This window comes from Pseudomonas sp. RIT-562 (assembly GCF_026241895.1).
GTDB lineage: Bacteria > Pseudomonadota > Gammaproteobacteria > Pseudomonadales > Pseudomonadaceae > Aquipseudomonas > Aquipseudomonas mandelii_F.
The window spans coordinates 20,457-40,327 of sequence record NZ_JAPJIV010000010.1 but is presented as its reverse complement, the minus strand read 5'-3'; the positions used below and the strand labels follow the sequence as shown (position 1 = coordinate 40,327).

The following is a 19,871-nucleotide window of genomic DNA, read 5'->3' as shown; positions in this document are numbered from 1 at the left end:
CTTGCTCCCTTTTTCCAATGGCGCGTTAGCCTTGCATCATGCCTTAACGTCCGGCGCGCGACTCGCGAATGTAGAAGCGCGCCTTCTCGGCTTTCTTGGTGCAGCCTTCGAATGCCTCGAATTGCTGCTGAGTCTTCGCGCCGGTGAGCAACGACAGCGCCTTGGAGTAACTCACGGTGCCAGCAAACCCTTCCGCCTTGGCCAGGTCCAGCTCATGCCACGCCGCGTCGATGCCGCTGCCGCAGCTGTCGCGGTAGGCAGTCTTGCCAGCACAGCCGGCGAGCGCCAGGGCAATCAAGGGTACACAGATCCAGGCTTTCATCACTCACACCTCAAGAATAGGAAAACAGTCGTGCAGGTAAGACGGCCTGGCGCTGGAAAAGTGCCTTGCCGCCCTCGCTGAAACTGTCACGCCGGGGAAGATACCCCTGCGCCGCCATGGAGTGTCGAAAAAACGACGTCTTCGCCCGCCAGAGCGACCTTGGCGATTGAAGCGCGCCCCTCGTTGGGTGCATTGTTGAACCTTGTCAGACGAGGGCGATTCATGAAAAAGCGTGTCGCACTGGTACTGGGCTCAGGTGGCGCCCGGGGCTATGCCCATATCGGTGTCATCGAAGAGATCGAACGGCGGGGTTACGACATCGCCTGCATTGCCGGCTGTTCCATGGGCGCGGTGGTCGGCGGGATCTACGCCGCCGGCAAACTCGAGGATTATCGCAACTGGATCGAGAGCCTGGATTACCTCGACGTGTTGCGTCTGGTGGACGTAAGTTTTCGCCTGGGGGCGATTCGCGGGGAAAAGGTTTTCGGGCAGATCCGCAAGATCGTCGGCGAGATCAACATCGAGGATTTGCGGATTCCGTATACGGCGGTGGCCACCGACCTGACCAACCAGCAGGAAATCTGGTTCCAGGAAGGCTGCCTGCACCAGGCCATGCGTGCGTCGGCGGCGATCCCCAGCCTGTTCACCCCGGTGATGCAGGGCAATCGCATGCTGGTCGACGGCGGGATACTCAACCCGCTGCCGATCGTGCCGGTGGTCTCGAGCCATTGCGACCTGATCATCGCGGTCAATCTCAACTCCACTAACCAGCGCCACTATCAGCTGCCGGTGATTCCGCGCCCGCCAGCCTTCAAAAGCCGCTTTGACAGCCTGATCAACTCCCTGGGTTCGAAGTTGCCGTTCCGCCGCAAGCAGGCCGAGCAATTGCTGGCGCTGGAACAGGAAGCGCTGAAGGCCCAAGCCGCAGACATCAATCCCTGGATCGAGTCCGCCGAGCCTGAAGCTCAACAACCGGCAGCCGCCCCGGAGGCAGGAGGGGCGCCGAAGTCCGCCACCGGGTCGTTCATTATCGATAACGTCGGCCCGGCGTCGCTGCTGGATTTGATCAACCAGAGTTTCGAAGTGATGCAGACTTCGTTGGCGCAATACAAGATCGCCGGGTACCCGCCGGATATCCTGATCAACGTGCCGAAGCGAGTGTGCCGGTTTTTCGAGTTCTACAAGGCGCCGGAGTTGATCGCGCTGGGGCGGGAAATTGCGCGGGATACGCTGGATCGGTATGAGAGTGAGCAGTCGCGGGATGCTTGAGATATTTCTCTGGTGAACCAAATGGCCTCATCGCGAGCAGGCTCACTCCTACACAGACAGCCACTGTAGGAGTGAGCCTGCTCGCGATGAGGCCGGAACATTGAACACAATTACTACAGGCTGTCTCCACCCAACAACCGATACCCAACCCCCGCCTCAGTCAAAATAAACCGTGGCCGGGTCGGGTCATCCGCCAGCTTCTGCCGCAGATGTCCCACCACAATGCGCAAATAGTGGCTGTCCTCGGTATGAGTTGGCCCCCAGATGTCCTTCAACAACTGCTGCTGGGTAATGACCCGCCCCGGATGCCGGGCCAGTTGCGCGAGCACCGCGTACTCCTTGCGGGTCAGCGCGACTTCGGCACCGTCAAGCAGCACCCGGCGGTAAGCCAGGTCCACCGTCAGCGGGCCAAAACTCAGCGCCGCCTGTTGCGCTTCCCCAGCCGGGGCCTGGCGCAACAGCGCGCGGACCCGGGCCAGAAACTCCTGGATGCCAAATGGCTTGGTCACGTAATCGTTGGCGCCACTGTCCAGCGCCTCGACTTTCTGACCCTCGCTGGCACGCACAGAGAGCACCAGCACCGGCACTGTCGACCATTCGCGAAACTCGCGCAGCACCTGTTGGCCATCCATGTCCGGCAGGCCAAGGTCGAGCACCAACAAGTCCGGTTTGCTCAACGCAGCCTGCGCCAGCCCCTCGGTGCCGGTGCCGGCTTCCAGCACTTTGTAACCTTGGGAAACCAGGCTGATACGCAGGAATTTACGGATCTGCGGTTCGTCGTCGATGACCAGGATGGTCGCGGTCTGGCTCATGAATTCTGATCGCGGCATGGGAAGAACCAGAGATTATCAGGCTTCACTTTCAACATCCGGCTGTTCTTGCAATGGCAGATGCAGGGTGATGCAGGTACCCCGCCCCTCGATACCGTCGGCGACACTGATGCGGCCGCCGTGAGCGCCCACCATCCCCTGACAGATCGCCAGGCCCAGCCCGGTGCCCTGCCCGCCTCGATCACCGCGCGCTGCGGTGTAGAACATGTCGAAAATCTTCGCCCGTTCCTCCTCGGGGATGCCCGGTCCTTCATCGCTCACCGAGAAAAACAATTCGCTGTCGACAACCCCGGCGCGCAATTGCAGGCGCCCGTGCGCTGGAGAAAAGCGCGCGGCATTTTCCAGCACATTCACCAGCGCCTGCTCGATAAGCGCCGCGTGCACGTAGAGCAGCGGCAACTCTGGCGGCACCTCGGTGCTGACCTGCAGCGGCGCGAGCACTGCACGCAGGCGGTTGAGCGAGCTGCCGACGATGTCTGCCGGCGACACCCAGTCCCGGGCCAGCTTCAAGGCACCGTGGCCCAGGCGAGTCATGTCCAGCAGGTTCTGAATATAACGATCGAGCCGCTCGGCTTCATCGCGGGTGCCTTCGAGCAGCTCACGACGATCTTCCAGCGGAATCGCCTCGCCGAGCGCCAGCAGACTGTCGATGCTGCCACGCATGGAGGTCAGTGGCGTGCGCAGGTCGTGGGACACCGAGGCGAGCAAGGCACTGCGCAGTTGTTCGGTTTCGCCATGCAGGCGCGCCGCTTCCAGGTCTTCGGCCAGTTGCGACCGGGCCAGTGCCTGGGCCAGCGGCTGGCTCAGGGCGGTGAGCAGGCGACGGCGCTGACCGCTCAAGCTATGACCTTCCCTGGCGCAGACTCCGAGCAGCGCCAACGGTCCGTCCTCGACGGACAGCGGCCACCACCACCAGCGCCCGAACGGCAGGGTTCCGGTGCCCGCGCCCGCCGGTTGATCATGTTGCCAGGCCCAGTCCGCCGCAGCGCGTTCGGCTTCGGAAAAGCTCAACGGGCCGCCGGTTTCGACTTTCCAGCCCGCCGGCCCGTCACGATTGAGCAGGCACAGTTGCACATCGCTCCAGCCATTGAGGTGCTGCGCCGCCGCGCTGACCACGGCTTGGCGGTCCGTGGCGGCGGTGAGTTTGCGCGACAGGTCGAGCAGTTCGCTGGTCTCTTCCTGGGTATCGCGTAGCGCCTGCAATTGCCGGCGCTGACGTGCCGCAAGGTTGCCCGTGAGCGCCGCCATCAGCAGGAAGAACAGCAAGGTCAGCACGTCTTCTTCGCGCTGGATGCTGAACGAAAAATTCGGTGGGATGAACAGGAAATCGTAGGTCAGAAACGACAGCGCCGCGCAGGCCAGCGCCGGGCCGAGACTGCTGCGCACGGCCACCAGCAACACGGCCGCGAGGAAGACCAGCGAGATGTTCGGCAGCGGTAAAACGCTCGCCACCGCCCAGGCCAGGGCACTGGCGAGCAAGGTCGCGAGCAGCGCCAGCGCGTAGTCGAACCACACCAGTGGCTGGGTCGAGCGCGGGCGTGGCGAATGCAGCGGGTGATCGCTGTCGAGCACGTTGATCTCCAGCCCGCGCGCATTGCGCAACAGCCGCGAAGCCAGGCCGCCACCCAACAGACGCCGACGCCAACGCGGGCGGGATTGTCCGACCAGTACCAAGCTGGCGCGACGTTCGCCGGCATGCTGGATCAAGGTTTTCGCCACCTCACCGGCGCGCAGTAACACCACTTCGCCGCCCAGGCGCTCCGCCAGTTGCTGGGCACTTTGCAGGCGCAGGCGTGACTGCTCGTCGCGCGCGCTGCCGTTGTCCACATGCACCAGACTCCACGGCAAGTGACGACGCTGGGCGACCCGGCTGGCATGCCTGACCAGGCGCTCGGCCTGTTCATCGCCATCGACGCCGACCAGCAACCGCCCGCGCACGGCCGGCGCATCCTGGCCGAGCTGGCGATAGCCCTGGGCAAGGTCATTGTCGACTTGCGCGGCGGCGGTCTGCATCGCCAGCTCGCGCAAGGCGGTGAGGTTGGTCTGGGTGAAGAACGCGTCGATGGCCGCCCGCGCCTGCTCCGGTACGTAGACCTTGCCATCGCGCAGGCGCTCGAGCAGTTCCCGTGGCGGCAGGTCGATCAGCAGCAGTTCGTAGGCTTCCTGCAGCACCCAGTCCGGCAAGGTTTCACGGACCTGCACGCCGGTGATGCCGCGCACCTGGTCGTTGAGACTTTCCAGATGCTGGACGTTGACCGTGGTGAACACGTCGATGCCAGCCGCGAGCAGTTCCTGGATGTCCTGCCAGCGCTTGGCGTGACGGCTTCCGGGCGCGTTGCTGTGGGCCAGTTCGTCCACCAGCACCAGCTTGGGCTTGGCCGCGAGCAGGCCGTCGAGGTCCATTTCCTCGAGCATCACGCCACGGTATTCCGAGCGCACCAGGGGCTGCTGCGGCAAACCACCGAGCAGCGCTTCGGTTTCGGCGCGACCGTGGGTTTCGACGACTCCGGCGAGCACTTTCACGCCCTGGCGCAGCTGGCTGTGCGCGGCTTGCAGCATGGCGTAGGTTTTGCCGACACCGGGAGCGGCGCCGAGGAAAACCTTGAGCCGACCACGGCCATCGCGGGGCAAGTCTGCTAGCAGTGCGTCGGCTCGGCCGGAGTTGCTCATGCTTGAAATCCTTTCACTTTGAAATTTACGCTTTGACAGTCCGGGCCTCATCGCGAGCAGGCTCACTCCTACAATGAAATGCACACCTGTAGGAGTGAGCCTGCTCGCGATGGCCGCACCTCGGGCTAAAGGTTATTTAACGCGATATTCAACGCCAACACATTCACCACCGGCGGCCCCACCAGCGGCTGCTCGATATGCGCCTCCATTAGCTGCTGAACCGTCGACACCGGCAAATGGCGCGCCGCCGCAACTCGCGCCAGTTGATAGGCAATCGCCGCAGGAGGCAAGTGTGGATCGAGGCCGCTGCCGGAAGTGGTCAACTGCGCCAAAGGCACCGGGCCCTGGCCTGGCACCAGCAATTTGCCGGCGTCTTCGAACACCCGGGTGGCCAGCGCCGGATTGCTCGGTGCGAGGTTGCTGGCGCCACTGGAAACCGTGGCAAACGCCCCGGCGGAAGGACGTGGGTGAAACCAGGCATCCCCGGTGAAATCCTGGGCGATCAACGCAGAGCCACGGACCTTGCCGCTGGCGTCCTGCACCAGGCTGCCGTTGGCCTGGCTGGGGAATGCGACCTGGGCTACACCGGTGACCACCAAGGGGTAGGCGACGCCCGTGATCAGCGTCATTAGAACGAGCAGGCTCAGGGCCGGGCGGATCATTGTGGACATTTCAAATTCCTCGAATTCGGTTGGTAAAATTGCGGGTGTTCTGACGGACCGTGTGGACTTCATCGCGAGCAAGCTTTGCTCCCACAAAATCTTGCACAAGCTTGCTCCCCAGAAACCCCTGCGCCTGTGGGAGCAAGGCTTGCCCGCGATTGAGCGCGTAGCGCTCGCCAGGTCAAACCAAGTGCAACGCCGTCAACAGCATGTCGATCGCCTTGATCCCCACAAACGGCACCACAATCCCGCCCAGCCCATAAATCAACAGATTGCGCCGCAACAACGCCGCCGCACTTGCTGCCTGCACCCGCACTCCGCGCAGCGCCAACGGGATCAGCACTACGATGATCAACGCGTTAAACACGATCGCCGAAAGAATCGCGCTCTGCGGACTGCTCAGGTGCATGACGTTGAGCACGCCCAGCTGCGGGTAGATCGAGGCAAACAGCGCCGGCAAAATCGCAAAGTATTTGGCCACGTCGTTGGCGATGGAAAAGGTCGTCAGCGCGCCGCGAGTCACCAGCAATTCCTTGCCGATCTGCACCACGTCCAGCAGCTTGGTCGGATCGCTGTCGAGGTCGACCATGTTCGCCGCCTCGCGCGCCGCCTGGGTCCCATCGTTCATCGCCATGCCGACATCCGCTTGCGCCAGGGCCGGGGCGTCGTTGGCTCCGTCACCGCACATCGCCACCAGTCGACCGTCGTTCTGCTCATGCCGAATGCGCGCCAGTTTTTTCTCCGGAGTGGCCTCGGCCAGCACATCATCGACGCCCGCCTCGGCGGCGATTGCTGCGGCGGTCAGCGGGTTGTCGCCGGTCACCATCACCGTGCGAATGCCCAGCTTGCGCAATTCGGCAAATCGCTCGCGAATGCCGGGTTTGACCACGTCCTTGAGATGGATCGCACCGAGCAGCTTGCCGTCGACACATACCAGCAGTGGCGTGCCGCCGCTCTGGGCAATTTTGTCGATCTCCCGGGACAATGCCGGTGCCAGGTCGGCGCGTTTCAGCCCGACAAACGCCAGCACCGAATCCACCGCGCCCTTGCGATACACACGCCCCTGATAGTCAACGCCGGACAGCCGGGTTTCGGCACTGAACGGCACGCTCGTCAACGTCTCGGCAGACGGCTCCGGCTGTGGATGCAAGCCTCGCAGGTACTCGACGATGGATTTGCCCTCCGCCGTGTCATCGGCCAGCGAAGCGAACAACGCACCTTCGGCCAACTCCTTGCCACTCACCCCAGGTGCCGCATACACCGCAGAGCAGCGACGGTTGCCGAAGGTGATGGTGCCGGTCTTGTCCAGCAACAGCACGTGCACATCCCCTGCCGCTTCCACGGCGCGACCGGACTTGGCGATCACATTCAGACGCACCAGGCGGTCCATGCCAGCGATGCCAATCGCCGACAAGAGCCCACCAATGGTGGTTGGAATCAGCGTGACCAGCAGTGCCGCGAGGAACACCAGCGGCAGGTTGCCATTGGCGAAATGCGCGAAAGGTTGCAGGGTCACGACCACCAGCAGGAAGATCAGCGTCAGGCCGATCAGCAGGATATCGAGGGCCACTTCATTCGGGGTTTTCTGGCGTTTGGCGCCTTCGACCAGGGCGATCATGCGATCCAGCGTCGACTCCCCGGGGTTGGCGGTGATACGCACCAGCAACCAGTCCGAGACCAACCGGGTGTTGCCGGTCACCGCCGAACGATCGCCGCCAGACTCGCGAATCACCGGCGCCGACTCGCCGGTAATCGCCGCTTCGTTGACCGCCGCGATGCCTTCGATCACCTCACCGTCCCCGGGGATCATTTCCCCGGCTTCGACGCGCACCACATCGTCCTTGCGCAGCTTGGTGGCGGGGACAATTTGAAAGCTGCCATCCGCCGTTTTGCGCCGGGCACTCAGGCCCTCGCTACCCGCCTTCAGACTGTCAGCGCGAGCTTTGCCGCGACCTTCAGCCAAGGCTTCGGCGAAATTCGCAAACAGCACGGTGAACCACAGCCACAGGGCAATTTGCGCGGCGACAAACGTCGGCACTGCCGGATCCGGAATGAAGCACAGCACGGTGGTCAGGATGGCGGTCAGTTCCACCACCAGCATCACCGGCGCACGCTGCAACTGGCGCGGATCAAGCTTGACGAAGGCTTGCACCAGCGCCGGGCGCCACAGGGCCGCGATCGCGGTTTTCGGTTGTTCCGGCGCCTTGACGGCAGCCGGTTTGGTTGCGGGCATATTCATCATCAGCTCCTTAGAAACCCAGGCTCAAGTGTTCGGCGATAGGCCCCAATGCCAAGGTCGGCAGAAAGGTCAAACCACCTACCAGCAAAATGGTGACCGTCAACAAGGTCACGAACAGCGGGCCATGGGTGGGGAAGCTGTTCGGGCTGACCGGCGCAGCTTTCTTCAGCGCCAGGCTGCCAGCCAGCGCCAGCACCGGCAGGATGTAGCCGAAGCGTCCGATCAACATGCCGAGGCCGAGCATCAGGTTATGGAACGGCGTGTTGGCACCGAAGCCGGCGAAGGCTGAGCCGTTGTTCGCGCTGGCCGAGGTGTAGGCGTAGAGCAACTGGCTGAAGCCGTGTGGCCCCGGGTTAGTCACCGCCGCCACCGGCCCTGGCAGGCTGGCCGCAATTGCGCCCAGCACCAGCACGCCGACCGGCATCACCAGCAGCGTCACCACCAGCAATTGCACTTCGCGGGCCTGCAGTTTCTTGCCGAGGTATTCCGGCGTGCGCCCGATCATCAGCCCCGCGAGGAACACCGCGATCAGCACGTTCAGCAACATCCCGTAGAGCCCCGCCCCGACCCCGCCGAAAATCACCTCGCCGACCATCATGTTCACCAGCGCGACCATGCCGCTGAGCGGGTTGAGGCTGTCGTGCATCCCGTTGACCGAGCCGTTGGAGGCCGCCGTCGTAGTCACCGACCACAGCACTGTTGCGCTGGTGCCGAAGCGCGCTTCCTTGCCTTCCAGCGGCGCGGTCTGCTCGACGGCGACGTTGTTCAAGGTCGGATTGGGTTGGTACTCGGCCCACAGCGAGGTGGCGCCACCGATCAGGAACAGCGCCAGCATGCAGGCAATGATTGCGCGGCTCTGGCGCAGATCCTTCACGTAATGGCCGAAAGTGAACACCAGGGCCACCGGAATCAGAATGATCGAGGCCACTTCGAACAAGTTGCTCCACGCCGTCGGGTTCTCGAACGGATGCGCCGAGTTGACCCCGAAGAAGCCGCCGCCGTTGGTGCCCAACTGCTTGATCGCAATCTGGCTGGCCGCCGGGCCCAAAGGAATCACCTGATCGACGCCTTGCATCGTCACTGCATTCACGTAATGCGCGAAGGTTTGCGGCACGCCCTGCCACACTAGGAACAACGCCAGCAGCAGACACAGCGGCAGCAAGCCGTAGAGGGTGGCACGGGTCATGTCGACCCAGAAATTGCCGAGGGTGCGGGTGGACTTGCGCCCAATACCCCGACACAAGGCCACCAGCACAGCCAGGCCGGTGGCGGCGCTGACAAAGTTCTGCACCGTGAGGCCCACCATCTGGCTCAGATAACTGAGCGTCGCCTCGCCACTGTAGGACTGCCAGTTGGTGTTGGTCATGAAACTGACGGCAGTGTTAAACGCCTGAGTCCACTCCTGGCCCGGCAACTGCTGTGGATTAAGCGGCAAATAGTCCTGGAACAGCAAAATCGCAAACAGCAACACAAAACCCGCCAGGTTAAACGCCAGCAGCGCCAATGCGTACTTCTGCCAGCTCTGCTCGCCTGCGGGATCAACCCCCGCCACCCGATAGCAACCACGCTCCACCGGCCCAAGTACCGGCGTCAGCCAGGTGCGCTGCCCTTCCATCACCTTGTAATAGAACCGTCCCAGAAACGGCGCCGGCACCAGTACCAGCGCGAAGAATGCGAGGATCAGCCAATAGTCATAACTGTGCATACCCGCTCCTAGTTCCGGTCCGCGCGCAACAGCGCAACCAACAGATAAATGAACAGCCCCACTGCCAGCAGCAGTGACACTCCGTCCAGAACGCTCATGGAAGTTCTCCGTGTTACGGCGTATTGCCGTGTGTGCAGGTATTGTCGGCAGGGAGGGTGTAAAGGAACGAGATCGAGGGGTGTGGGGGGGCGTAAAGAAGGCGTAAAGACTGCCGTTATGCGCGGTTTACAGCATTGGCGCTCGCGTATGACCGGTCATTTGACCGAGAATGTCGCCCATCGAATGTCAATGCCAGAGAAAACACCATGAATGTAATCGCCACCGATTTGCCCGGTGTTCTTATTATTGAACCGAAGGTATTTGGTGATGAACGTGGCTTCTTCTACGAAAGCTTCAACGCCAGGGCTTTCGAAGAAGCAACCGGCCTGGAAACCCGGTTCGTCCAGGACAACCATTCCCGCTCGCAAAAAGGTGTGCTGCGTGGCCTGCATTACCAATTGGAGAATACCCAGGGCAAGCTAGTGCGGGTAACGGCCGGGGAAGTGCTCGACGTGGCGGTGGATATTCGCCGCAGTTCACCGCACTTTGGGAAGTGGGTGGCGGTGCGGTTGTCTGCCGAGAATCATCGTCAGATCTGGGTCCCCGAAGGTTTCGCCCATGGTTTTGTGGTCCTGAGCGAATTCGCCGAGTGCCTTTACAAGACCACCGACTACTACACCCCGTCTGCCGAGCGCAGTATTCGCTGGGACGATCCGGAATTGGGCATCGATTGGCAGCTGGATGAAGCGCCGCAGTTGTCTGCCAAGGATCAAGTGGCCACGTTCCTGAAGGACGCTGAAGTTTTTTCCTGAATCCAGTGTGGCTGACTCAATAACAAGTAACTGGCCAGATGGCCGGTGAAGAACAATGAATTCATGGGTATTTAATGAAAATCCTCATCAGTGGCCAGCATGGTCAGGTGTCCCGGGAGCTGCAGCTGCGGCTTGGTGTGCTCGGCGAGTTGATCGTATTAGGCCGTGACCAGATGGATTTGGCGCAGCCCGATCAGATCCGGCAACAGATTCAACGGTTACGGCCAGACCTGATCATCAACGCTGCCGCCCACACCGCAGTCGACCTGGCAGAAAGCGAGCCCGAGGCCGCTTTTGCCGTCAACGGAGTCGCCCCGGGCATTCTGGCCGAGGAAGCGTTGGAACTTGGCGTCCCGTTGATTCACTACTCCACCGACTATGTGTTCGACGGTTCGAAGCCTGGGCCGTATACCGAAGACGATGCACCCAACCCGCTCGGTGTCTACGGTCAAAGCAAACTGGCGGGCGAGCGGGCGATTACCCAGGTTGAGGGTCAACACCTGATCCTGCGCACCAGCTGGGTGTACTCGAATCACGGCCGCAACTTCCTGCTGACGATGCAACGTCTGCTGCAGGAAAAACCGCAATTGCGCATTGTTGCGGACCAGATCGGGGCACCCACTTGGGCAGGCACGATCGCGGTTAGCACCTTTGCTTTGATTGAGCGCTGGCAGGCTGGCGACGCGGGTGCCTGGGGGATTTATCACTTGAGCGCCGAGGGGGAAACATCATGGTTCGGCTTTGCCCAGGCCATTGGCGAGGAGCTGCGCAAACAGGGGAAGCCTTGCGCAAACCTGCTACCCATTCCTTCCAGCGAGTATCCGACCCCAGCGGCCCGCCCACTCAACTCGCGCCTGGATTGCACCCGTCTGCAACAGGAGTGGGGCGTGAGTCAGCCAGTGTGGACGGCCGCATTGGGCGAGTGCCTGGCTGAACAAATCATTTAGGACAGGGTGAGCGCCATGCCTGGGAAATCTGCGCGCGAAGGCGGCACGACAGGCACGCATGCTCCCAACTGGCGCATGCACTGGCGCAGATTCAGCGCCGATCATCCTCGATACGACAGCTTCTACCCCTTTACGACCTGCAAATACAGACTGGCACGCCCACTGCACGCGCCCTCCCCCGAGCTTTCCAAACCGTTCAGGGAGCAAGCGCATGAACACACAACTCAAACCCACGCTGGGCACGCTGCACCTGTGGGGCATTGCAGTCGGGCTGGTGATTTCCGGAGAGTACTTCGGCTGGAGTTACGGCTGGGGCGTAGCCGGAACGCTGGGTTTCCTGGTGACTTCCTTTATGGTCGCCACCATGTACACCTGCTTCATCTTCAGTTTCACCGAGCTGACCACCGCCATTCCCCATGCCGGTGGGCCTTTTGCCTACAGCCGCCGGGCCTTTGGCGAAAAAGGTGGATTGATCGCCGGACTGGCGACGCTGATCGAATTCGTCTTCGCCCCACCGGCCATTGCCCTGGCGATAGGCGCGTACCTGAACGTGCAGTTTCCAGCGCTGGATCCCAAGCACGCGGCAGTGGGTGCCTACATCGTGTTCATGGGTCTGAACATTCTCGGGGTGAAACTGGCCGCGACTTTTGAGTTGGTCGTCTGCGTACTGGCAGTCGCCGAGTTGCTGGTGTTCATGGGAGTCGTTGCACCCGCGTTCAGTTTCAGCAACTTCGCGCTGAACGGCTGGGCCGGCTCGGATGTATTCGGGGCACCGGCCATCGCCGGCATGTTTGCCGCTATCCCCTTCGCCATCTGGTTTTTCCTCGCTATCGAGGGTGCAGCCATGGCCGCCGAAGAAGCCAAGGACCCCAAGCGCACGATTCCCAAGGCCTACATCAGCGGCATCCTGACCCTGGTGTTCCTGGCGATGGGCGTGATGTTCTTCGCTGGCGGCGTCGGCGACTGGCGCACCTTGTCCAACATCAACGACCCGCTGCCCCAAGCCATGAAAACCGTGGTCGGCGAAAGCTCCGGCTGGCTGCACATGCTGGTGTGGATCGGCCTGTTCGGGCTGGTGGCGAGTTTCCACGGGATCATCCTCGGCTATTCGCGCCAATTCTTCGCCCTGGCTCGCGCCGGTTATCTACCAAAATCCCTGGCAAAACTGTCACGCTTCCAAACTCCGCACCGCGCAATTCTTGCCGGTGGTGTGATCGGTATCGCAGCGATCTACAGCGATGGCCTGATCAACCTCGGCGGGATGACACTGACGGCCGCGATGATCACCATGGCGGTGTTTGGCGCGATCGTCATGTACATCATGAGCATGCTCAGTTTATTCAAGCTGCGTAAAACCGAGCCAAACCTGGAACGCACCTTTCGCGCGCCTTGTTATCCTTTGGTGCCAATGATTGCGCTGTTGCTGGCGCTGGTGTGTCTGGTGGCAATGGCCTGGTTCAACACCTTGATCGGGCTGATCTTCCTGGGTTTCATGGCGGTGGGGTTCGTGTACTTCATGCTCACTGCGCAGTTGCGGGCCGAGGCGCCTGCAGATGCGATGCTAACCGGGTTATAAGCCATCCCCCGGATGCACAAGGCATAACAGGCCTACAATGGAACCACTGCGAAGAACAATCGCTCAAAGTGGTATGCACGATCGGTCGGCGAAATCCGCCCCCGACCTGCCCCTCAAGGAGAGCCCTATGCCCTGGTATGCCTGGTTGATTCTGGTTGTTGCAATCGGCTCGATCGTCGGTGGTCTGATGATGTTGCGAGACACCGCAAACAAGGTCGAGCTCACCGACGAGCAACGTAAACGCGTCGCCGAACGCAATGCGGAAATGGACGCCAAGGACGCGAAAGATCGCTGATACTTTGACAACCTGTAGCAGCTGGCGAAGCCTGCGTTCAGCTGCGCAGCAGTCGTAAAACCGGTAAACGCGGTTATCCAAGCAGACCGCATTTTACGGATCTACGACTGCTTCGCAGCCGAACGCAGGCTTCGCCAGCAGCTACAGTCCGATGGGAAGCGCTGCTATCTTTCCCAATCTGCCTTGGCAATCTGCAGGCCATGCATCCCGTTGTACGCCGCACGCTCCGGTTGGCTCCAACCTTCCAGCAACTCATCCTCCAAGCGATAGATCTCCACCCCAAGCGGACGACACACGCTTAACGGATCCTGCGCGTCCGGCCCCCACATGGCCAACGACAAATCCCCACCCGGGCAGGTCGACAGCGCGCACAGCAGATCGATCTCGGCAAAGAACTCCAGGTAGTCGCCCTTCTGCGCCGGACAAGCCTTCATGAAATACATGTCGTCATGATTCAGGCCAGTGCACTGGAAAATGTTCAACACGTCATGCACGTCAAATTCGGTCAGACCGTGGGGCAATACCGCCCGGGTAAGGTTCGAATGGCAATGGTGGTGAAAGTCCTCGCCAGTCAGCATCTTGTTCACATAGGGGTCGCAGCGCGTGCCGAGCAGGTCGTGCAGCCGCCCACCATGTTCGTCGACGCCGTAATCGGCCAGGCTGTCATCGGTAATGGTCACCAGCGGCCGCAGAAATGGCAGGTTCGACCACAGGCGGTCGTGGGTGCTCACATGGGCACCTTGTAACTGCCGGGTGCGGGCCGCCCATAGGCGTTCGCGCGGATCGTTGGCATTCCACACGTTGAAATCACCCACTTGCGGCCCGACCGGTGTGGTAACTCGAAACACATGCCCGGCTGGCACATGCCACGCACGGCCGGTGCGGATGGGCACCTCAAACTGCTCGATCAAAGTGCGAGCGTCCTTAGCGTCACGAATTCGATTGTAAAACGCTGTATCCACCTGCAAAGCCGCGCCTTTACTGACCTGGTAGGCTGCGGGGTAATCTTTGAACATGGTCGTTTCCTCGATCAGACGGACCGCTAAGGCTCATCGGTCCCGGGTTAGTCAAAAGCCTGCAGGCGAGTAACCTCTATTCATGCCAAGTTCCGGTCAGTTCGATCACCCTTCGAAGCATCTGTACGCTTTTTTAGAAATAGAAGTACAGTCACCATTTAAATTTCCTTGGTTAAGATGATGCATTGCCGTGGAGATTTAAGATGCGTTACTCGCAGGATCACAAAGCCCAAACTCATCAACGCATCATCAAGGAAGCCGCAGCGCGCTTCCGACGTGATGGCATTGGCGCAACCGGCCTGCAACCCCTGATGAAAGCACTGGGCCTGACCCACGGCGGTTTTTACTCGCACTTTACCTCCAAGGACGAACTGGTCGAAAAAGCCTTGCAAGCGGCAGGTGAAGAACTCGACGCACATTGCGCCATGCTGTTCGCCGAAGATCGTCCGTTGGAGGCGTTTATCGACAGCTACCTGTCGGAGTGGCACCAGACTTCGCCCGATCAGGGCTGCCCGCTGCCGACCATGTCATCCGAACTGGGCTTGCGCGGACAGCCAAGCCCGACCACCGATGCCGTCCTCAACGCGCGCCTTGAACAAGTGCAAGGCACGCTGCAAGGCGAGCATGCCGATGACCGCAGCATCGTCATCATGTCGACATTGGTCGGCGCGCTCCTGCTATCACGCAGCGTCGAGAATCCTGAGCTGGCCCAGCGAATCCTCGACGTCACGCGCGAACACTTGAAGCAGTCCCAGGACTAGTCCTGCCAACGCTTGAACAGCACGCTGGCATTGACCCCGCCGAATCCAAAACCGTTGGACAGCGCGTATTCGATAGCCATCGGCCGCGCCTGGCCGTGAACGATGTCGACGCCTTCGGTGGCCGGGTCCGGGTTGTCAAAATTAAGGGTGGCCGGCGCCACTTGATCACGAATCGCCAACAAGGTGAAAATCGCCTCGATTCCGCCCGCTGCGCCCAGTAAATGCCCGGTAGCCGACTTGGTCGCCGTCACGGCAATCTTGCTGTCGGTGCCGAACAATGACTTGATCGCCGCCAACTCCCCGAGATCGCCAACGGGCGTCGAAGTCGCATGGGCATTCAGGTGTTGCACCTGATCCGGCGTGATACCCGCCTGAGCCAATGCCAACGCCATCGCACGACGCGCCCCGCTGCCATCTTCGGGGCCAGCAGTCAGGTGATAGGCATCCGCGCTGGTACCGTAGCCGACTAGTTCCGCCAAGGGCTTAGCCCCACGGGCCAAAGCGTGCTCCAGGGATTCGATCACCAGAAGACCCGCGCCCTCACCCATGACAAACCCGTCACGGCCACTGTCGAACGGCCGCGATGCGCGCTCAGGGGTAGCGTTATAGCCGCTGGACAACGCCCGCGCCGCCGCAAAACCGGCAAGACTGACCCGATCAATCGACGCTTCGGCACCGCCACACACTGCAATATCCGCTTCGCCACAGCGAATCAACCGCGCCGCATCGCCAATCGCCTGCACCCCGGCCGCGCATGCCGTCACCGGAGCCCCCAGCGGGCCTTTGAAGCCGTGCTGAATCGACACATGGCCAGCGGCAAGATTGACCAGGAACGACGGAATGGTGAACGGCGACAGACGCCGCGGTCCACGACTGTCCGTGGTACGCACCGCATCGGCAATTGCGCCAAAACCACCAACGCCGGAGCCGATGATCGTGGCCGTACGCTCCTGGGCATTGGCATCCAGTGCCTGCCAACCCGCCTGCTCCAGCGCCTCACGCGCCGCTTCCATCGCAAACACGATGAAGCGGTCCATCTTCTTCTGCTCCTTGGGCGGCGTCGCTCGATCCGGGTCAAACCCAGCCTCGGCATCATCCGCCAGCAACGGCACCACACCTCCGACCGAGGTCGGCAAATCGGCAACCACAGCGTCCGGCAAAGTACGCAGTCCGGAGCGCCCCGCCAACAGCCGCGCCCATACCGCTTCAACACCCGTGCCCAACGGCGACACCAGGCCCATGCCTGTTACAACCACTCGACGATCACTCATACTGCAAACACCTCAAGTCGCCTCACTTGTAACGTGCGGCAGCTTTGCTCTTGGACAAATTCGGCGCCATCACATGACGCGCCGCTACAAAGGCATCCCAATCGGCTGCATTCGGCAACGAAGGGATGGTGATGAGTTCGCCCTGGTCCAGCCCCGACAGGGCAGCATCAACCATCTCCCCCGCCTCCATCACCATGTCCGCTGGGATCTGCGACGCATCGATGCCGGAACGCTCCCAGATTTCAGTACGGGTAACGCCAGGCAACACGGCCTGAACCTTGACGCCAGTTCCGTCCAGTTCGGCATTCAGTGACTGGGTCAGACTTAACACATATGCCTTGCTGGCGCTGTAGGTCGCGTTGAATCGCTCCGGGAACAACGCCACCACCGAGGCGATGTTGATGATCGTGCCACGACCCGCCTTGGCAAAACCGGCTGCTGCTGCTGAAGCCAGCCGGGTGACGGCGGTAATGTTGAGCTGAATCAGACGCTCCAGTTGGTCCAGGTCCGAATTGGCCAGCAGGCCGTCCGCTGCGACTCCGGCGTTGTTCAACAGGAGACTGATGCTGGAGTCGCTGCGTAGGCGTTGTTCGAGCTTCAGCACGTCATCTTTTTGGGTCAGGTCTGCCTTGAGGACTTCGACCTGGATGCCATGGGACTCACGCAATTTGCTGGCGGCGGCTTCCAGGCGATCCTGATCGCGAGCTACCAGCAGCAAGTCGAAGCCACGGGCGGCGAGGCGCTCGGCGTAGATGGCACCGATGCCGGAAGAGGCGCCGGTGATAAGGGCTGTTCCTTGGGACTGGGGAGATGTCATCGGTGTGCTCCTGTGAAGGAATTCTAAAGTGGACCCGGGCTTACGCTTGGCTTTCCCGGCAGCGTTTTATTATATGCATAATCTCAGTTTAATATGATAGCCGTAATCTTAAAAAGATCGACGAATGGGGATACCGATCATGGCGCCAAAACGCAAAAAGGCCGGTCAATGACCGGCCTTCCGTGCTGAGTTACAAGCTTAGTTCACGACTAACCTTTCGCGGTTTTTATCTAGAATCGCCTTGCCAATCCCTTTGACCTCCAACAGTTCATCCACCGCCGCGAATGGACCATTCATATCACGATACGCAACAATCTCTTGGGCCTTAGCTTCGCCTATACCTACCAGGTCACGCTGAAGAGTGGCCGCATCGGCTTTGTTGAGATCGACCTTGACTGCCTGAGGCTTGGGGGCGACTTCCTGGGTTGCAGTAGAGGCGCCAGTCTCGGCCTTTGGCGCCGGTGCGGCGTTGGCGCTGATGGACAGGCTTGTGAGGAGGGCAAAAACCAGGGAGGAGAGATAGCCAGTACGCATATTGAAGCTCCATATCATCTGTTTGGGATAGCAGCTTTCCGAAGCTGCCTTCCAAATTTAGGTGATGTATGGAGCCTGTCAAAAGTGTGTCTATTGCGGGATGTGAAACAATTAGGGTTCGAGACGACGTTGCTGATAGATCCAGTCGACGATCTCGCCGTCGGGGGTGTAACCGCTCACAGTATCGCGTAGCAACTGGCGCACCCGAGCGTAGTCATCTTTTTCCACAGCCTGCAGCAATTCGCTCAATTTGCCCTTAAGGACGTCCCAGTCCAAATGGTCCTCATTGGCACTCATGATCATCGGATGCTGGGTAGCGACAACGTTATCGCCGATCAACAACTCCTCATAGAGTTTTTCGCCTGGACGCAGCCCGGTGAACTCGATGGAGATATCACCGTGCACATTCTTTTCCGAGCGGACACTCAGACCGGATAGATGAATCATCTTCTCCGCCAACTCCACGATTTTTACTGGTTCGCCCATATCCAGTACAAATACGTCCCCACCCTGCCCCATCGAACCAGCCTGGATAACCAGTTGTGCCGCTTCAGGGATAGTCATGAAATAACGCGTGATCTTTGGGTGAGTGACGGTAAGCGGACCACCCGATTTGATCTGCTTGTGGAACAACGGAATTACCGACCCGGAAGAACCCAGCACGTTGCCAAAGCGAACCATGGTAAAACGGGTTTTATTGACTCGGGACACATTACTGGTGTCGCCAAAGAGTACTGGAGCAACTTCGCGACTTAATGCTTGCAGGGTTAACTCGGCAAGTCTCTTGGTGCTGCCCATTACGTTGGTCGGACGCACAGCCTTGTCAGTGGAGATCAGAACGAAGTTGGCAACACCAGCCTGTAGCGCAGCCTGCGCGGTATTCAAAGTCCCGATCACATTGTTCAGGACGCCTTCGGCAATGTTGTGCTCAACCATGGGCACATGTTTATACGCGGCAGCGTGATAAACCGTGTCTACGTGCCAGGTTTTCATCACATCCAACAATTTTTCTGGATTGCGCACTGAACCGAGGATCGGCAGAAGCCGCACCGGCAACGATTCGCGGGCGATACGCTGCTCCAGTTCAGACAAGATGCTATAGAGGTTGAACTCGCTATGATCCAGCAACAGAAGAGTGGTTGGGCGCAAAGCGAGGATCTGACGGCAGAGCTCAGAACCGATGGAGCCTCCTGCACCAGTCACCAAGACCGACTGGGCCTTGATGCAATGCTCGAGCAGGTCATCTTGAGCGGGCACGGAGTCACGACCCAGCAAGTCAGCGATATCGACTTCCTGGATGTCGTCAACCTTCACCCTGCCACTGGCCAGATCCATAAAACCGGGCACGCTTCGAACGTGCAACGGGAATCCTTCAAGATAGGTGAGGATTTCGCGGCGTCGGCCCCGGTTCGACGAAGGAATCGCGAGGAGCACTTCCTGAGCCCCCGTGACATCGATCATTCGCTGGATGTGCTTGGGCTTGTAGACATGAAGCCCAGAGATAATACGTTCAGCGATGCCATTGTCATCGTCAATGAACGCCACGGGCCGCATCGCCCGTCCCATACGGAGTGCGGCTACCAGTTGGTTGCCCGCAGCACCTGCGCCATAAATGGCGACTCTGGGAAGACCATCGTCGCGGTTCGCGAAGGGTACATGCTGGACTGCGGTAAACCAGTCTCCGAGAAAATACTGACGCATTGCCAAACGCAATCCGCCAATCATGATCAGACTCAACCACCAGTAATTAAAGATGATCGACCGAGGGACAATGTTCTGATGATTACTGTACCAATAAACCACTACACCAAGTATCAGCGAGGACAAGCTCACCGCCTTGATAATGGCGATGAGCGCATCGTTGCCGAAGTAGCGCATCACTGCACGGTACATGCCGAAACGTATAAACAACGGAATCGCTACAATGGGAGCAGTCAGGAAGAGCCAAGGATGGACAATAAATGGATTGACCATTTCATCAATGCCCAGGCGAACGACAAATGCCAGCCATAGAGCGGCCCAAACCAGAACCACATCGGCCGAGACCTGAATCAGTCGCTTTTGGCGGCGTGGCAACCCCAGCAAAAGAGCTCTTAACCTGTCCAT

General features: G+C 60.3%; 18 protein-coding genes. 6 read left to right on the top strand and 12 right to left on the bottom strand.

The window, feature by feature from the left end; translation table 11 throughout:
- Nucleotides 1-43: 43 nt before the first annotated feature.
- Nucleotides 44-322 (bottom strand): hypothetical protein, encoded by a 279-nt coding sequence (locus ORL50_RS14325; RefSeq protein WP_045058957.1) that lies wholly within the window; start codon nt 320-322, stop codon nt 44-46.
- Between the two features lie 222 nt (nt 323-544).
- On the opposite strand from ORL50_RS14325, the gene ORL50_RS14320 reads away from it, so the two are divergent.
- The gene (locus ORL50_RS14320; RefSeq protein ID WP_266015953.1) at nt 545-1,591 is read left to right on the top strand and encodes a patatin-like phospholipase family protein; all 1,047 of its coding nucleotides are present in this window, start codon (nt 545-547) and stop codon (nt 1,589-1,591) included.
- A gap of 113 nt (nt 1,592-1,704) precedes the next feature.
- Here the strand turns inward: ORL50_RS14320 and ORL50_RS14315 are convergent, their stop codons facing one another.
- The 6 genes from ORL50_RS14315 to kdpF form a co-directional block, all read right to left on the bottom strand.
- A complete protein-coding gene (locus tag ORL50_RS14315) occupies nt 1,705-2,403 on the bottom strand; it encodes a response regulator (RefSeq protein WP_266016220.1) in 699 nt (232 codons plus the stop codon).
- A gap of 36 nt (nt 2,404-2,439) precedes the next feature.
- Complete coding sequence (locus ORL50_RS14310) at nt 2,440-5,091, bottom strand: sensor histidine kinase (RefSeq protein WP_266015951.1); 2,652 nt, start codon at nt 5,089-5,091, stop codon at nt 2,440-2,442.
- A 125-nt stretch (nt 5,092-5,216) separates the two neighbouring features.
- On the bottom strand, nt 5,217-5,762 hold the full coding sequence (gene kdpC / locus ORL50_RS14305) for a potassium-transporting ATPase subunit KdpC (protein ID WP_266015949.1): 546 nt from the start codon (nt 5,760-5,762) through the stop codon (nt 5,217-5,219).
- Nucleotides 5,763-5,934: 172 nt separating this feature from the next.
- The gene (gene kdpB / locus ORL50_RS14300) at nt 5,935-7,992 is read right to left on the bottom strand and encodes a potassium-transporting ATPase subunit KdpB (protein ID WP_266015947.1); all 2,058 of its coding nucleotides are present in this window, start codon (nt 7,990-7,992) and stop codon (nt 5,935-5,937) included.
- Between the two features lie 10 nt (nt 7,993-8,002).
- Nucleotides 8,003-9,697: a potassium-transporting ATPase subunit KdpA gene (gene kdpA, locus ORL50_RS14295; protein ID WP_266015945.1), complete on the bottom strand. Its 1,695-nt coding sequence runs from the start codon at nt 9,695-9,697 to the stop codon at nt 8,003-8,005.
- An 8-nt stretch (nt 9,698-9,705) separates the two neighbouring features.
- A complete protein-coding gene (kdpF, locus tag ORL50_RS14290) occupies nt 9,706-9,795 on the bottom strand; it encodes a K(+)-transporting ATPase subunit F (protein WP_007899818.1) in 90 nt (29 codons plus the stop codon).
- Nucleotides 9,796-10,002: 207 nt separating this feature from the next.
- Here kdpF and rfbC point away from each other — a divergent pair, with 207 nt between their 5' ends.
- The 4 genes from rfbC to ORL50_RS14270 all read left to right on the top strand — a co-directional run bounded on the left by rfbC (nt 10,003) and on the right by ORL50_RS14270 (nt 13,366).
- The gene (gene rfbC / locus ORL50_RS14285; protein WP_266015873.1) at nt 10,003-10,548 is read left to right on the top strand and encodes a dTDP-4-dehydrorhamnose 3,5-epimerase; all 546 of its coding nucleotides are present in this window, start codon (nt 10,003-10,005) and stop codon (nt 10,546-10,548) included.
- A 74-nt stretch (nt 10,549-10,622) separates the two neighbouring features.
- Complete coding sequence (rfbD, locus tag ORL50_RS14280; RefSeq protein ID WP_266015871.1) at nt 10,623-11,495, top strand: dTDP-4-dehydrorhamnose reductase; 873 nt, start codon at nt 10,623-10,625, stop codon at nt 11,493-11,495.
- A 211-nt stretch (nt 11,496-11,706) separates the two neighbouring features.
- The gene (eat, locus tag ORL50_RS14275) at nt 11,707-13,071 is read left to right on the top strand and encodes an ethanolamine permease (RefSeq protein WP_266015869.1); all 1,365 of its coding nucleotides are present in this window, start codon (nt 11,707-11,709) and stop codon (nt 13,069-13,071) included.
- Between the two features lie 127 nt (nt 13,072-13,198).
- Nucleotides 13,199-13,366, top strand: a complete 168-nt coding sequence (locus ORL50_RS14270; protein WP_266015867.1) for a DUF2897 family protein — start codon at nt 13,199-13,201, stop codon at nt 13,364-13,366.
- Nucleotides 13,367-13,530: 164 nt separating this feature from the next.
- Here the strand turns inward: ORL50_RS14270 and ORL50_RS14265 are convergent, their stop codons facing one another.
- Nucleotides 13,531-14,382: an urea carboxylase-associated family protein gene (locus ORL50_RS14265; RefSeq protein ID WP_266015865.1), complete on the bottom strand. Its 852-nt coding sequence runs from the start codon at nt 14,380-14,382 to the stop codon at nt 13,531-13,533.
- Between the two features lie 203 nt (nt 14,383-14,585).
- On the opposite strand from ORL50_RS14265, the gene ORL50_RS14260 reads away from it, so the two are divergent.
- Nucleotides 14,586-15,143 carry a TetR/AcrR family transcriptional regulator gene (locus ORL50_RS14260; RefSeq protein WP_266015863.1) on the top strand — a complete coding sequence of 186 codons (558 nt, stop codon included), beginning with the start codon at nt 14,586-14,588 and terminating at the stop codon, nt 15,141-15,143.
- Here ORL50_RS14260 and fabF read toward each other — a convergent pair.
- The 4 genes from fabF to ORL50_RS14240 form a co-directional block, all read right to left on the bottom strand.
- Complete coding sequence (fabF, locus tag ORL50_RS14255; RefSeq protein ID WP_266015861.1) at nt 15,140-16,414, bottom strand: beta-ketoacyl-ACP synthase II; 1,275 nt, start codon at nt 16,412-16,414, stop codon at nt 15,140-15,142. The two genes, ORL50_RS14260 and fabF, sit on opposite strands and share 4 nt — an antisense overlap.
- Nucleotides 16,415-16,436: 22 nt before the next feature.
- Nucleotides 16,437-17,231 carry an SDR family NAD(P)-dependent oxidoreductase gene (locus ORL50_RS14250; protein WP_266015858.1) on the bottom strand — a complete coding sequence of 265 codons (795 nt, stop codon included), beginning with the start codon at nt 17,229-17,231 and terminating at the stop codon, nt 16,437-16,439.
- Nucleotides 17,232-17,429: 198 nt separating this feature from the next.
- A complete protein-coding gene (locus ORL50_RS14245; RefSeq protein ID WP_266015856.1) occupies nt 17,430-17,765 on the bottom strand; it encodes a ComEA family DNA-binding protein in 336 nt (111 codons plus the stop codon).
- A gap of 111 nt (nt 17,766-17,876) precedes the next feature.
- Nucleotides 17,877-19,871, bottom strand: a complete 1,995-nt coding sequence (locus tag ORL50_RS14240) for a polysaccharide biosynthesis protein (protein ID WP_266016218.1) — start codon at nt 19,869-19,871, stop codon at nt 17,877-17,879.